Source organism: Acidovorax sp. SDU_ACID1, from assembly GCF_045291395.1.
Classification (GTDB): Bacteria; Pseudomonadota; Gammaproteobacteria; order Burkholderiales; family Burkholderiaceae_C; genus MR-S7.
The window spans coordinates 4,919,152-4,933,222 of record NZ_CP152342.1 but is presented as its reverse complement, the minus strand read 5'-3'; the positions used below and the strand labels follow the sequence as shown (position 1 = coordinate 4,933,222).

The 14,071-nt window shown below is 69.6% G+C and carries 11 protein-coding genes; 1 reads left to right on the top strand and 10 read right to left on the bottom strand.

Annotated features, from left to right (window positions below):
- Window positions 1-17: 17 nt before the first annotated feature.
- The 9 genes from AAG689_RS23910 to AAG689_RS23870 all read right to left on the bottom strand — a co-directional run bounded on the left by AAG689_RS23910 (window position 18) and on the right by AAG689_RS23870 (window position 11,519).
- A complete protein-coding gene (locus AAG689_RS23910) occupies window positions 18-1,694 on the bottom strand; it encodes a long-chain-fatty-acid--CoA ligase (RefSeq protein ID WP_406624089.1) in 1,677 nt (558 codons plus the stop codon).
- A 96-nt stretch (window positions 1,695-1,790) separates the two neighbouring features.
- Window positions 1,791-3,212, bottom strand: coding sequence for a Re/Si-specific NAD(P)(+) transhydrogenase subunit beta (pntB, locus tag AAG689_RS23905; protein ID WP_406624088.1), 1,422 nt, complete (start codon window positions 3,210-3,212; stop codon window positions 1,791-1,793).
- A 31-nt stretch (window positions 3,213-3,243) separates the two neighbouring features.
- Entirely contained in the window at window positions 3,244-4,896 is a 1,653-nt protein-coding gene (locus AAG689_RS23900; RefSeq protein WP_406624087.1) for a Re/Si-specific NAD(P)(+) transhydrogenase subunit alpha, read from the bottom strand.
- Between the two features lie 57 nt (window positions 4,897-4,953).
- A complete protein-coding gene (locus AAG689_RS23895; protein WP_406624086.1) occupies window positions 4,954-5,673 on the bottom strand; it encodes a hypothetical protein in 720 nt (239 codons plus the stop codon).
- A 167-nt stretch (window positions 5,674-5,840) separates the two neighbouring features.
- Window positions 5,841-6,905, bottom strand: a complete 1,065-nt coding sequence (fba, locus tag AAG689_RS23890) for a class II fructose-bisphosphate aldolase (RefSeq protein ID WP_406624085.1) — start codon at window positions 6,903-6,905, stop codon at window positions 5,841-5,843.
- A gap of 139 nt (window positions 6,906-7,044) precedes the next feature.
- Window positions 7,045-8,481: a pyruvate kinase gene (pyk, locus tag AAG689_RS23885; RefSeq protein WP_406624084.1), complete on the bottom strand. Its 1,437-nt coding sequence runs from the start codon at window positions 8,479-8,481 to the stop codon at window positions 7,045-7,047.
- Between the two features lie 80 nt (window positions 8,482-8,561).
- Complete coding sequence (locus AAG689_RS23880; protein WP_406624083.1) at window positions 8,562-9,944, bottom strand: aminopeptidase P N-terminal domain-containing protein; 1,383 nt, start codon at window positions 9,942-9,944, stop codon at window positions 8,562-8,564.
- Between the two features lie 25 nt (window positions 9,945-9,969).
- Complete coding sequence (locus AAG689_RS23875; protein ID WP_406624082.1) at window positions 9,970-10,692, bottom strand: TSUP family transporter; 723 nt, start codon at window positions 10,690-10,692, stop codon at window positions 9,970-9,972.
- Between the two features lie 86 nt (window positions 10,693-10,778).
- Window positions 10,779-11,519, bottom strand: a complete 741-nt coding sequence (locus tag AAG689_RS23870) for a nucleotidyltransferase family protein (protein WP_406624081.1) — start codon at window positions 11,517-11,519, stop codon at window positions 10,779-10,781.
- A gap of 50 nt (window positions 11,520-11,569) precedes the next feature.
- On the opposite strand from AAG689_RS23870, the gene AAG689_RS23865 reads away from it, so the two are divergent.
- Window positions 11,570-12,643, top strand: coding sequence for a hypothetical protein (locus tag AAG689_RS23865; RefSeq protein WP_406624080.1), 1,074 nt, complete (start codon window positions 11,570-11,572; stop codon window positions 12,641-12,643).
- Window positions 12,644-12,685: 42 nt separating this feature from the next.
- On the opposite strand, the gene AAG689_RS23860 is transcribed toward AAG689_RS23865, so the two are convergent.
- On the bottom strand, window positions 12,686-13,864 hold the full coding sequence (locus AAG689_RS23860) for a helix-turn-helix transcriptional regulator (protein WP_406624079.1): 1,179 nt from the start codon (window positions 13,862-13,864) through the stop codon (window positions 12,686-12,688).
- Window positions 13,865-14,071 lie beyond the last annotated feature (207 nt).

Genomic DNA, 14,071 nt, shown 5'->3' with positions numbered 1-14,071 from the left:
AAGGGCTCAGGCGCGGCCTATTTCTTGTCGCGCAGTTCGCGCCGCAGGATTTTTCCGACCGGCGTCTTGGGCAGTTCGGTGCGGAACTCGATCACGCGCGGCTGCTTGTAGCCCGTGAGGTTGGCCTTGCAGAACTCGCGCACCTGCGCCTCGGTGAGCGCGGGGTCCTTCTTCACGATGACGAGCTTGACGGCTTCGCCGGTCTTCTCGTCGGGCACACCGACCACGGCGCACTCCATGACGCCGGGCATCAGGGCCACCACGTCCTCCACCTCGTTGGGATAGACGTTGAAGCCGCTGACCAGCACCATGTCCTTCTTGCGGTCCACCACCTTGAAGAAGCCGCGCTCGTCCATGGTGCCGATGTCGCCGGACTTGAAGAAACCGTCCTCGGTCATGACCTTGGCTGTCTCGTCGGGGCGCTGCCAGTAGCCGGCCATGACCTGCGGGCCCTTGATGGCGATCTCGCCGGGCTGGCCGGTGGCGGAGATGTCGTTGCCCTCGTCGTCGAGGATGCACATGAGGGTGCTCGGGATCGGCACGCCGATGGTGCCCGAGAACTCCTTGGCCGTGACCGGATTGCAGCTCGCCGAGGGGCTGGTCTCCGACAGGCCGTAGCCCTCGCAGATCGGGCAGCCGGTTTTCTCCAGCCACAGCTTGGCCACGGCCGCCTGCACGGCCATGCCGCCGCCCACGGAGACCTTGAGGTTCTTCCAGTTGACGGTGTTGAAGTCGGGGTGGTTGGCCAGGCCGTTGAACAGCGTGTTCACCGCCGGGAAGCTGTGGAAGGTGTGCTTGGACAGCTCCTTGAGCGTGCCGGCCAGGTCGCGCGGGTTGGGGATCAGGATGGTCTTGCCGCCCGTGCGCATGCTCAGCATCATGTTCACGGTGAACGCGAAGATGTGGTAGAGCGGCAGCGCGCACACGGCCGTGGGCTGCTCGCTCTCGGGGATCTTGCTCGTGGCAGGCGCGTTCCAGGCCTCGGACTGCAGCACGTTGGCGATCACGTTGCGGTGCAGCAGCACGGCGCCCTTGGAGACGCCCGTGGTGCCCCCTGTGTACTGCAGCAGCGCGATGTCGTCGGGCTGGAGCTGGGGCGCCTTGAACGTGGCGGCAGCGCCCTTGGCCAGCGCGTCGTTGAAGCGCACGGCGCCCGGCAGCTGGAAGGGCGGAACGAGCTTCTTGACCTTGCGCACCACGTAGTTGACCAGCAGGCCCTTGAGGCCCAGCCGGTCGCCCATGGCGCACAGCACCACGTGCTTGACGGGCGTGTTGGCGATGCAGGCCTGCAGCGTGGCGGCGAAGTTCTCGATGATGACAATGGCCTTGGCACCCGAGTCCTTGAGCTGGTGCTCCAGCTCGCGCGGCGTGTAGAGCGGGTTCACGTTCACGACCACGTAGCCCGCGCGCAGCACGGCCGCCACGGCGACGGGGTACTGCGGCACGTTGGGCATCATGAGCGCCACGCGGTCGCCGCGCGCCAGGCCCAGGCCCTGCAGGTAGGCGGCGAGCTGGCGGCTCAGCGCGTCCGTCTCGGCATAGCTGATGTCCTTGCCCATGAAGCTGTAGGCAGTGCGGTCCGCGTAGTCGCGGAAGGCCTGCTCCATGAGCGCTACGAGCGACGGGTACTGCGACGGATCGATGTCTGCGGGCACCCCCGGCGGGTAGCTCTTGAGCCAAATGCGGTCGGTCATCACCTGAGTCTCCTGGTTTGTTTTATGAGAGGTCCGAAGCACCGTGCCGGCAAATTTCAGCACGATCGTTCTTTTTGCCGCGCGGATTATGCCCTGTCAGCCTTTGAGCGCAGAGAGCACTTCGTCCAGCATCTTCTTCGCATCGCCGAACAGCATGCGGTTGTTCTCCTTGTAGAACAGCGGGTTGTCCACGCCCGCATAGCCCGAGGCCATGGAGCGCTTCATCACGATGGAGTGCTTGGCCTTCCAGACCTCGAGCACCGGCATGCCGGCGATCGGGCTCGCCGGGTCGTCCTGCGCCGCCGGATTCACGATGTCGTTGGCGCCGATGACCATGGCCACGTCGGCCTCGGGGAAGTCCTCGTTGATCTCGTCCATTTCCATCACGATGTCGTAGGGCACCTTGGCTTCGGCCAGCAGCACGTTCATGTGGCCCGGCATGCGGCCCGCGACGGGGTGGATGGCAAAGCGCACATCCACGCCCCTGTCGCGCAGCGTCTTGACGATATCGTTGACGGTGTGCTGCGCCTGGGCCACGGCCATGCCGTAGCCGGGCACGATGATGACGCTCTTGGCCTCGCGCAGCATCTCGGCCGTGTCGGCGGCCGTCACCGGCACCACCTCGCCCTGCGGCTCGGCCTGTTCACCGTTCTGGCCCTTCTTGGCGGGCGCGCCGCCGCCCGAACCGAAGCCGCCCGCGATCACGCTGATGAAGTTGCGGTTCATCGCGTTGCACATGATGTACGACAGGATGGCGCCCGAGGAGCCCACGAGCGCACCGGTGACGATCAGCAGGTCGTTGGACAGCATGAAGCCCGTGGCCGCGGCGGCCCAGCCCGAATAGCTGTTGAGCATCGACACCACCACGGGCATGTCGGCGCCGCCGATGGCCATGACCATGTGGATGCCGAACAGCAGGGCGACCACCGTCATCACGGTCAGCGGCAGCATGCCGTCGGCCACGGTTTCCGCACGGATGAACTCGCGGCCGAACCAGATCACCACCAGCAGCGCCACGAGGTTGAGCCAGTGGCGCGCGGGCAGCAGCAGCGGCTTGCCGCCGATCTTGCCGTTGAGCTTGCCGAAGGCGATGAGCGATCCCGAGAAGGTCACGGCGCCGATCAGGATGCCGATGTAGATCTCCACCTCGTGGATGATCTTTTCCGCGCCCTGGAACTGCACCGAGGTATCGACATAGCTGGCGAAGCCCACGAGGCAGGCCGCCAGGCCCACCAGGCTGTGCATGAGCGCGACCAGCTCGGGCATCTGGGTCATCTTCACGATCCTGGCGGCGAACAGGCCGACGCCGCCGCCGATGACCAGGGCCGCGACGATCCAGGCGATGCCGCCGGTGCTCACGCGCGGGCCGAACACCGTGGCCAGCACGGCCAGCGCCATGCCGACCATGCCGAACAGGTTGCCGCGGCGCGAGGTTTCGGGGTTGGAGAGCCCGCCGAGGCTCAGGATGAAAAGAATGGCGGCGCCGAGGTAGGCGACGGTGGCAAGGCTTTGGGACATGTTCTGTTCTCCTCGTCGTTCTTGTCGTTGTTTACTTGCGGAACATGGCCAGCATGCGGCGCGTGACCGCAAAGCCGCCGAACATGTTGACGGCCGTGAGCACCAGCGCGGCGAAGGCCAGCCAGCGGATCAGCCCGTCGGGCCGCCCGTCCATGCCGGCCTCCGGCGGCGCGATCTGCACCAGCGCGCCGATGGCGATGATGCTGGAGATGGCGTTGGTCACGCTCATCAGCGGCGTGTGCAGTGCGGGTGTGACGTTCCACACCACCATGTAGCCGATGAAGCAGGCCAGCACGAACACCGTGAAGTGCCCCAGGAAGGCCGCAGGCGCATAGGCGCCGATGAACCAGAACAGCACGGCCGCCACGGCGAAGAGGATGGTCAGCGACTTGGCGGACATGGGCGCACCGGCGCCATGGCCGTGGCCCGATTTCTTCTGCTCCACCGGCGCAGCGGCTGCCTTGGGCGCGGGCGCCGGGGCCTGCTTGAGGGGCGGCGCGGGCCAGGTGATGGCGCCGTCCTTGACGACGGTGAGGCCGCGGATCGCATCGTCCTCCATGTTGACCACGGCCACGCCGTCCTTGGCCTTGCACAGCTCCTCGGTCAGGCGCAGCAGATTGGTCGCATACAGCGTGGACGACTGCTTGGCCAGGCGCGAGGCCAGGTCGGTGTAGCCGATGATGGTCACGCCATGGCGCACCACGGCCTCGCCGGGCACGGTCAGCTCGCAGTTGCCGCCCTGCTCGGCGGCCATGTCCACGATCACGCTGCCGGGCTTCATGCTCTGCACCATCTCGGCCGTGATGAGTTTGGGTGCCGGCTTGCCGGGGATCAGCGCGGTGGTGATGATGATGTCCGCGTCCTTGGCCTGTTCGGCGTACATCTTGCGCTGCGCGGCCTGGAAGCCCTCGCTCATGACCTTGGCATAGCCGCCGCCGCCCGAGCCGTCTTCCTCGTAGTCCACCTTCACGAATTCGCCGCCCAGCGACTTGACCTGGTCGGCCACCTCGGCGCGCGTGTCGTTGGCGCGCACGATGGCGCCCAGGTTGGCGGCCGTGCCGATGGCCGCGAGGCCTGCCACGCCGGCACCGGCGATGAAGACCTTGGCGGGCGGCACCTTGCCCGCGGCAGTGATCTGCCCGTTGAAGTAGCGGCCGAAGGCATTGGCCGCCTCGATGACGGCGCGGTAGCCGCTGACGCCCGCCGTGGAGGTCAGCGCATCCATCTTCTGCGCGCGGCTCAGCGTGCGCGGCAGGCAGTCGATGGCGAGCACCGTGGCGTTCTTCGCCGCGAGCTGCTGCATCAGCTCGGGGTGCTGGGCGGGCCAGATGAAGTCGATGAGCGTGCCGCCCTCGCGCATCAGTGCGACTTCGCTGCTGCTCGGCGGGCGCACCTTGAACACGATGTCGGAGGCCGCCCAGAGCGCTGCGGCATCGGGCAGCACCTCGGCGCCGGCGGCACGGTAGGCGTCATCGCTGAAGTTGGCGGCCTCGCCCGCGCCGGACTCGATGGCCACCGTGAAGCCGAGCTTGGTCAGCTTCTCGACCACGTCGGGCACGGTGGCGACGCGCTTTTCACCAGGGAAGGTTTCCCGCGGCACGCCGATGCGCTGGGCGCCAACGCGCTGGGCGTCAACACGCTGGGCGCTGCTCGGCTGCTCTGTCGGGGGGGTGCTTGCTTGCATGAGAGGTCTCCTCGAGTTTCGTAATCGTTGTGCAAGGCCGCAGGCGGGGCGTGCGCGCTAGGGGACGGCCGCGGCGAACGGGAACGGCGGTATGACCAGGTAGCCGTCCATCATCCCTGTGCTCACGCGCACCGCCTGGGCCAGGTCGTTCCCCCACCGCAGCGCGGGCCGGCCGGCAGCCAGGAATTCCTGGTTGTTGCGTGCCTTGGGATTCAGCAGCCGCCGATCAGCCAGCACGTCCACCGCCATCATGGCCCCGCCTTCGGTGGCGTAGCGGTAACTCATGTACGAATACGGCGCGTTCACCGCAAGCTTGCGTCCGGCCAGCCACTGGGCAAAATCCGGCTGGTTCTGCTCGAGCCACTGCGGGCCGTCCACCCACCGCTTGAGGCGCAGGCAATCCATGCGCACACGACTGCCCTGGGTGAAGTCTTCCACGGTGACGCCCTGCTGGGGCGGGCAATAGCCCGGCCAATACACGGCCCACTCTCGCTCATTGGTCCGGTTGGTCTGCACCCGCACAACGGCCAGCAGTTCCTGGCCCGCGCCGCGCAGCCCCAGCGTGCGGGTCTGCAGCGCAATGCGTCCGTCGGGCTCGGGCAGCAGGCGGATGGCCTCGTCGGAAGCGCCCAGGTCTTCCCATGCGCCGGGCGGCAGGACCAGGCGCGACCGGCCCACCGGGTATTCCGTCGGCTGGGGCGCGAGGGGAGCGCATGCCACCAGCGCCGCCAGGGTGCAGGGCAGCAGGCACCTGATTGTCGAAATCGTCAGATTCATGGAGAAAAAAGTTCAGCTACTGCGCGCCACGCCGGCACCGGCCGACTGACCGCGAGCTTACATGAAGAAACTTCGGACCCCGGCGCACGCCCTGACGCAGGGCAGGAGCACAAAGAAAACCGGCAGCGCAAGGCTGCCGGTCTGCAGGGCGAAAGGCGGGGAAACGCTCAGTTCACGATCTGCGCCAGCTCGCCCTTGGCGTACTTGGCGGCCATGTCGGCCAGCGAGTAGCCCTTGACCTTGGCACCCTGGCCTTCGCAGCCGAATTCCAGGTAGCGTTGCTTGCAGATGGCCTTGGCGGCTTCGCGCGCAGGCTTCATCCATTCGCGCATGTCGAACTTGTCGGGATTCTCGGCCTGGAACTTGCGCACCGCGCCGGTCATGGCCAGGCGGATGTCGGTGTCGATATTGATCTTGCGCACGCCGTGCTTGATGGCTTCCTGGATCTCCTCCACGGGCACGCCGTAGGTTTCCTTCATCTTGCCGCCGTACTGGTTGATGATGGCCAGCAGATCCTGCGGCACGGACGAGGAACCGTGCATCACCAGGTGCGTGTTGGGCAGGCGCGCGTGGATTTCCTTCACGCGCTGGATCGACAGGATGTCGCCCGTGGGCTTGCGCGTGAACTTGTAGGCGCCGTGGCTGGTGCCGATGGCGATGGCCAGCGCGTCGAGCTGCGTGGCCTTCACGAACTGGGCGGCCTCCTCGGGGTCGGTCAGCAGGGCCGAGTGGTCCAGCTTGCCCTCGGCGCCCACGCCGTCTTCCTCGCCGGCCATGCCGGTTTCGAGCGAGCCCAGGCAGCCCAGCTCGCCCTCGACCGTGGCGCCGATCTCGTGGGCCATCGCGACCACCTGGCGGGTCACGTCCACGTTGTAGGCGAAGTCGGACGGCGTCTTGCCGTCCTCGCGCAGCGAGCCGTCCATCATCACCGAGCCGAAGCCCAGGTTCAGAGCGCCCTGGCAGATGGCCGGCGAGGTGCCGTGGTCCTGATGCATGACCAGGGGAACGTGCGGATAGGCCTCGCAGGCGGCCTGGATCAGGTGCTTGATGAAGCTCTCGCCCGCGTATTTGCGGGCACCGGCGCTCGCCTGCAGGATCACGGGCGCGCCCACCTCATCGGCGGCAGCCATCACGGCCTGCACCTGCTCCAGATTGTTGACGTTGAAGGCGGGAATGCCATAGCCGTTGTCGGCGGCATGGTCGAGCAGTTCGCGCATCGAGACGAGAGGCATGGGGGTGGATCCGTTCGAGGGTAATGGAGAGAACGCGGCTGTAACCGCTTGGTAACTCCGGGATTCTACCCAAGCCCTCTTCAGGCGACGTGTCCCCTTGTATCGCCTCGATGGTCCGCCGTCCGGCGGACCCTGGCGCTCACTGCGCCCGGCAGATCTTGAGCATGTTCGTGCCGCCGGGCGCGCCCATGGGCTCGCCGCAGGTGATCACGTACAGGTCGCCCTGCTGCACGATGTTGCGCATCTTCAGATGGCTTTCGGCCTGCTCCAGCGCCGTGTCGCGGTCGGCGCTGGTGTCCATGAGCAGGGGGCGCACGTTGCGGTACATCGCCATCTTGCGCTGCGTGGCCACCTTGGGAGTGAGCGCGTAGATCGGAATGTGGATGCGGTGGCGGCTCATCCACAGCGCCGTCGAGCCGCTCTCGGTCATCGCCACGATGGCCTTGGCGCCCAGGTGGTGGGCCGTGAACAGCGCGCCCATGGCGATGGACTGGTCGATGCGGCCCAGCGTCTGGCCGGTGAAGTCGGAATCGCGCTCGGGATCCTCTGCGGCCTCGGCGGCGGCGCAGATCTTGGCCATCTCCTCCACCGTCTCCAGCGGGTAGCGGCCGGCCGCTGTCTCGGCGGAGAGCATCACCGCGTCGGTGCCGTCGAGCACGGCGTTGGCCACGTCGCTCACCTCCGCGCGCGTGGGCACGGGGTTGGTGATCATGCTCTCCATCATTTGCGTGGCGGTGATGACGACTTTGTCCATGTCGCGCGCCATGCGGATCATCTTCTTCTGCAGCGCGGGCACGGCGGCGTTGCCCACCTCGACGGCCAAGTCGCCGCGGGCGACCATGATGCCGTCGGACACGTGCAGGATCTCCTCCAGGCGCGGGATGGCCTCTGCCCGCTCGATCTTTGCGATCAGGCCCGGCTTGTGGCGGTATTCGGCGGCCGCCACGTTGCAGAGTTGGCGCGCCATCTCCATGTCGGTGGCATTCTTGGGAAAGCTCACGGCCACGTAGTCGGCCTGGAAGCTCATCGCCGTGCGGATGTCCTCCATGTCCTTGGCCGTGAGCGCGGGCGCCGTGAGACCACCGCCCTGCTTATTGATGCCCTTGTTGTTGGACAGCTCACCACCCACCTTCACCGTGGTGTGCACGGCCTCGCCGCGCACGGCATCCACGGTGAGGACGATGAGGCCGTCGTTGAGCAGCAGCACGTCGCCGGGCTTCACGTCGCGCGGCAGTTCCTTGTAGTCCAGCCCCACGCCGGCGATGTCGCCGGGCTCGGTGCGCGAGGCGTCCAGGATAAACGGCCGGCCGTCCTCCAGCATCACCCGCCCCTCGGCGAATTTGCCCACGCGGATCTTCGGACCCTGCAGGTCGGCCATGATGGCCACCTCGCGTCCGGCGCGCTGGGCCGCCTCGCGCACCATGGCGGCGCGGTCCACGTGGTCCTGCGCCTTGCCATGGCTGAAGTTCAGGCGCACCACGTTCACGCCGGTCGCGATCATCTTCTCCAGCAGTTGCGGGTCGCTCGAAGCGGGGCCCAGGGTGGCGACGATCTTGGTGGCGCGGCGAATCTGCATGGGTTTGTCTCTGCGGTGGATGTAATCGAGTTTCTATTTTTGCACAGAACCGGTTACATACCGGTTTCCAAAATCGGCCGTCACCCGCGCATCAGTGCCTCGATCTCGCCGCCTTCGACCGGCACGCCGCGCGTGATGAGCTCGCAGCCCCCTTCGGTGACGATGGCGTCGTCCTCGATACGGATGCCGATGCCGTGGAAACGCTCGGGCACGCCCGGCGCCGCGCGCACGTACAGGCCCGGCTCGATCGTCAGCACCATGCCGGGCCGCAGGATGCGGCTGGGCCGGTTGGTGATGGTCTCGCCCGACAGCGGATCCTTGCGCTCACTGGACTGGCCCGCCTCGGACGGCTCGACGTAGCTGCCGCAGTCGTGCACGTCCATGCCCAGCCAGTGGCCCGTGCGGTGCATGTAGAACTGGAAGTAGGCGCGGCTCGCGATCGCATCCTGCGCCGAGCCCACCTTGTCCGCACCGAGCAGCCCCAGGTCCAACAGGCCCTGGGCCAGCACGGCGACGGTGGCGTCGTGCGGGTCGTTGAAGCGCGCGCCCGCGCGGGTGGCGGCGATGGCCGCCTTCTGGCTTTCCAGCACCAGGTCGTAGAGCGCGCGCTGCGGGCCGGTGAACCGGCCGTCGGCCGGGAAGGTGCGGGTAATGTCGCTGGCATAGCCGTCCAGCTCGCAGCCCGCGTCGATCAGCACCAGCTCGCCCGCGCGCACGGGGGCGGCGTCGGCGCGATAGTGCAGCACGCAGGCGTTGGCGCCCGCGGCGACGATGGAGCTGTAAGCGGGGAACTGCGAGCCCTCCTCGCGGAAGGCGTGCAGCAGTTCGGCGTCCAGGTGGTATTCGCGCACGTCCTGGCCCGCGCGCAGCATGCGGCTGCTGCGCTGCATGGCGCGCACATGGGCGCGGGCGCTGATGGCGGCGGCGCGGCGCATCACGTCCTGCTCGTGCGCGTCCTTCACCAGGCGCATCTCGTCGAGCAGCGTGCACAGGTCGTGCTGCTGCGCGGGGCACAGCACGCCGTAGCGCACGCGCGCGCGCACCGCGTTCAGCCAGCCTTCCACGCGCGCGGCCAGGCCCTGGTGCGTGGCGAAGGGGTACCAGACGCTGGCACGGTTCTCCAGCAGGCGCGGCAGCAGCGTGCCGAGCTGGGCCGAGGAATGCGCCGCATCCACCTCCAGCGCGGCCACGGCGGCCTCGGGGCCGAGGCGGTAGCCGTCCCAGATCTCGCGCTCCAGGTCCTTGGGCTGGCAGAACAGCGTGCTCTGGCCCTCGGCCGTGAGCACCAGGCACGCCTCGGGTTCGGTGAAGCCGGTGAGGTAATAGAAATAACTGTCGTGCCGGTAGGGAAAGTCGCTGTCGCGGTTGCGTTGCTGCTGGGGCGCGGTGGGCACGATGGCGATGCCGCCCGGGCCGAGTTGGGAAGCGAGGCGGGCACGCCGTTGGGCGTAGATGGAAGTCATGCGCCGCATCGTACTGCGCCGCAGGCTACAGCGCCGACGACAGCAGGCTCCCGCCCGCGAGCAGCAGCAGCCCGCACACGATCCAGCGCACCGCGGCCACGGGCAGGCGCGGCGGGTGGCGCGCCTGCAGCCAGGTCACCCCTGTCACGACCGGCACGGCCAGGGCGCTGGCCCAGACCGTGTGCCAGGGCATGCCGCCGGCCGCCGCCACCACGGCCAGGCGCACGGCCGAGCAGGCGAGGAACAGCGCCACCAGGCACTGGCGCACCACCATCGCCGGCAGCGGCTGGCGGTACATGTGGTAGACGACGGGCGGCCCCGCCGTCGAGAACAGCCCGCCCAGCACGCCCGACAGCAGCCCCACGCCCCAGAGCACCGGCGCGGGCGACGGTGTGGCGCGCGGGCGCGAGCGCGCCAGCAGCAGCACGGCGCAGGCGATGATGGACACGCCCAGCAGCACGCGCAGCCCGTCCAGCGCATGGCCGCTGAGCCAGTACAGCAGCCCCAGCCCCACGCCCACGCCGGGTACGCCGCTGGCCAGCAGGGGCCGCAGCAGGTCCCAGCGCGGCGCAGCAGGGTGGCTGCGCAGGTACACCGCGCCATTGATCACCGACAGCACGCTGGCCAGGTTGGCCGCATCCGCGATGGGCATGAGGTGCAGCGCACCCGCCGCCCCCACGAAAATCAGCGCGAAGGCGAACCCGGTCAGGTTCTGGCAGAACGACGCCACCGCCACCAACAGCGCCATCTGCGCATACTCCACGATACCCACACGCACTCCCGCAAACCAAACCGCCGGTTCTACCACTGACCCGCCCCTGGCTGCCCCGCCCTTCAGCGATTGAGCGCGGCCAGCCGCTCGGGCGTTCCCACGTCCGTCCAGCGGCCGGCGTAGCGCTGCGCGGTGACGCGGCCCGCGTCCATGGCGCGGCGCAGCAGCGGGGCCAGCGGCGCGGCAACGCCCTGCGGATTGCCGGGCGCGATCTCGCACCAGGGCGGCGCGAACAGCTCGGCGCGCAGCAGCGCGAGGGTGCTGTAGGTGAAACGCTCGCGCGTGTCGCCCTCGGGCAGGTCCAGCGCAAGCCCCTCCGGCGACAGGCCGAAGTCGCCGCGCGGGTGGTGCGGCGGGTTGGGCACCAGCCACAGGTGGGCCAGCGCATCGCTGGCGGCGAAGCGCCGGGCGGCCTCGGGCTCGAAGCGGAAGTCGGGCGCGAACACGTCGCCCGCCGCCAGCCAGAACACCGGCCCCAGCAGCGGCAGCGCGCGCGCGATGCCGCCGGCCGTCTCCAGCGCGCGGCCGAAGTCGCGGCCCTCGTGCGAGTACGAAATCGATAGCTGCTCGCGCTTGTCCAGCAAGGGCTGGGAGCCGAAATGGCTTGAAATCTGTTCTCCCAGCCAGGCGGTGTTGACCACCACCTGCCGCACGCCCGCGTCCTGCAGGGCGCGCAGGTGCCACTCCAGCAGCGGGCGGCCCTGCACCTGCAGCAGGGGCTTGGGGGTGTGGTCGGTCAGCGGGCGCATGCGCTCGCCGCGGCCGGCGGCGAGCAGCAGGGCGGGAATCGTCGAGGCAGTCATGGGCGCGCAGTGTAGAGGCCCATAATGCGCGCTCGCTTTCGCCCGCCGCCATGACGACGCCCGCACCTTCCTCCGCCGCTGCCCGCCAGCGGCTGTGGCACGCGCTGGGCATGCTCTGCGGATTGGGACTGGGGCTGGCCCCGATCGCGCCCGAGGTCTGCGCCGTGCTGCGCGCACTGGTGGGCGCCGATGCGGCGGCGCTGTTCTGGCTCGACGCGCAGGGGCTGCCCGAGGGCTTCTTCCACGAGGACTCGCCGGCCGGCGCGCAAGACCTGTTCCTCAACGAGTTCAGCCGCCTGTTCGCGGGCCCGGGCGAGATCAACGTGCACACGCTCGCACGCGCCGACGGCCCGCGCATCGGCCGGCTGCTCTCGCCCGGCGCGCAGTTCTTCCGCTCCAACTCCTACAACCTGCTGGTGCGCGCCAGCGGCCACCACCACACGCTGGACCTGCGCGTGGAGGTGGCAGGGCGCACGCGCGCCATCGCCATGCTGTTCCGCGCGCCGGGCACGGGCTTTTCCGCGGGCGAGGTGGCGCTGCTGGAGCGCGCCTCGGGCTGGCTCGCGCGCGCCTTCGGCGCCCCGCCGGCCGCCCTGCCCGCGCATGCCGAGGGCACCGGCCCCGTGGGCCACGTGGTGCTGGACGCCGAGGGGCGGCTGCCGCTGTTCGCCGACGAGACCGCCGCGCAACTGCTGCGCCAGGCCAACCTGCGGGGGCTGGGACTGCGCGCGGGCCCGGTGGCGCTGCCGCCCGACCTGCCCCAGCGCCTGGGCCTGGCGCAGCCGGGCGCGGCCGCGCGCATCGCCGTGCCGGGCGGGTGGCTGGCGGCGGGCCTGCGCACGCTGCAGCCGCTGGCGGGCGGCCCGGGCGCGGCGGGGCAGCACCTGCTCACGCTGCAGTTGGAGCGCCCGCACAGCATCGGCGTGGTGCAGCGCGTGCTGGCGCTGCCGCTGTCGCCCCTGCAGCGCGAGATCGCCATGCTGGCCGGCCTGGGCCATGCGCGCGCAGACAGCCACCGCCTGGCCGGCGTGGGCGAGGCGGCGCTGAAGAAGCACCTGCGCGCCATCTTCGCGGCCACGGGCGCCAGCGACTGGGGCGACCTGTCGCGCCGGCTGCAGGCTTGAAACAAAAAACGGCCCCAGCGCTTACCAGTAAAGCGCGGGCAGCTATTCTTTTTGAAAATCCCCGGGCGCCAGCAGCATCAGCCGCGCCACCAGCGCCACCAGGTCCTGCTGGCGCTGGGTGCCGGTCTTGAGCAGCAGCGCGCTCATCTGCGCACGCACGGTGCGGATGCGCACGCCGCGCGCGTCGGCGAAGTCCTGCGGCGTCTGGCCGCGCAGCAGCGCCAGCAGCAGCGCCGTTTCGGCCGGGCTCAGGCGCCACGCCTGGCGCGCCAGCGCAGCGGCGGCAGCGGCGTCCAGCGCACGCTCCATCAGCACCCAGGCCACGCCGGGCGCACCATGGCCGAGGCCCAGCGCCGCCAGGTCGCCCACCGCGAGCGACACCAGCAGCAGCCCGCCCGGCAGCTCGGCGCAGCCGCTCTCGCCCGCGAGCGACTGCGCGAACAGCGCGCCCAGCGCCGCGTCCGCCCGCGGTACGCCGGCGAGCAGCTTGCGCAGGCCGCCGTGCCCGGGCAGCGCGGCCAGCAGCCGCGCGCGGGCATTGGCGTGCAGCAGACGCCCACCCGTGTCGAAGAACAGCATGCCCATGGACAGGCGCTCCATCAGCGCCTCCAGTCCCTGCGTGCGCGTGCGCAGCGCGAGCATCTCGCGGTGCAGGAAGGCCGTGTGCTGCAAGGCGCCGAACTCGGCGTGGAAGCGCCGCACCTGGTCGGCCGTGAACCCCTCGTCGTCGCGCAGGCGGTAGACCGACGCGAACAGGTGCCCGCCCGGATGCCGCGTGTTCTGCCCGCCGCCGAACATGCGCGTGCCGATGTCGTGCGGACGCAGGAAGTCGTTGTAGAACGCCGTCGCGCGAAAGCGCTGCGCCGCCGGGCCGTTGGCATCCGTCACCACCGCGCTGCCGCCCGGCCCCGCCAGCGCATAGCCCGCCATGGCGGCATCCCACAGCGGGTCCTGCGCGCGGTAGTGCTCGGCGTAGCGCAGCGTGGCCTCGGCCGTCACGCCGCGGCCCACCAGCGCGGGCGCGCCGTCGGCCGAGGGCGAGCGCAGCCAGTAGCGCGGGTCCGGGTGCTGCGCGAAGCGCGGCCCCCACTGCGCCAGCTGCTCCGGCCCGCTGCCCAGCACGAACCAGCCCACCTGGTCCGCGCCCAGGCTGACGGCGTAGCGGTGCAGCGCCTGGTCCCAGCGTTCTTCGTCGGCCACGGCGCCGAGCAGATCGGTCAATGCGTGATGCAAGGGTTCCTTTTTCTTTCATCGCCGGGCCGCCCCAAGATGAAAGGCGGCCCCCTCGGGGGGCAGCGACCCGCGCAGCGGTGGAGCGTGGGGGCCATTTCCCGAGGGCGCGATTTTTCAAAGTCGCCCCCGCATGCGCCATTCCCCCTGGGGATACCCCGCGGCTCTCCAGCAACGCTTTGCCAACTAATGCACACG

Coding starts and splice junctions, on each gene's coding strand:
- pyk (WP_406624084.1), bottom strand. CDS start 8,481: ATGCAGATTCGCCGCGCCACCAAGATCGTCGCCACCCTGGGCCCCGCT.
- AAG689_RS23895 (WP_406624086.1), bottom strand. CDS start 5,673: ATGAATCTGACGATTTCGACAATCAGGTGCCTGCTGCCCTGCACCCTG.
- AAG689_RS23880 (WP_406624083.1), bottom strand. CDS start 9,944: ATGACTTCCATCTACGCCCAACGGCGTGCCCGCCTCGCTTCCCAACTC.
- AAG689_RS23900 (WP_406624087.1), bottom strand. CDS start 4,896: ATGCAAGCAAGCACCCCCCCGACAGAGCAGCCGAGCAGCGCCCAGCGT.
- AAG689_RS23865 (WP_406624080.1), top strand. CDS start 11,570: ATGACGACGCCCGCACCTTCCTCCGCCGCTGCCCGCCAGCGGCTGTGG.
- AAG689_RS23910 (WP_406624089.1), bottom strand. CDS start 1,694: ATGACCGACCGCATTTGGCTCAAGAGCTACCCGCCGGGGGTGCCCGCA.
- pntB (WP_406624088.1), bottom strand. CDS start 3,212: ATGTCCCAAAGCCTTGCCACCGTCGCCTACCTCGGCGCCGCCATTCTT.
- AAG689_RS23875 (WP_406624082.1), bottom strand. CDS start 10,692: ATGGCGCTGTTGGTGGCGGTGGCGTCGTTCTGCCAGAACCTGACCGGG.
- fba (WP_406624085.1), bottom strand. CDS start 6,905: ATGCCTCTCGTCTCGATGCGCGAACTGCTCGACCATGCCGCCGACAAC.
- AAG689_RS23870 (WP_406624081.1), bottom strand. CDS start 11,519: ATGACTGCCTCGACGATTCCCGCCCTGCTGCTCGCCGCCGGCCGCGGC.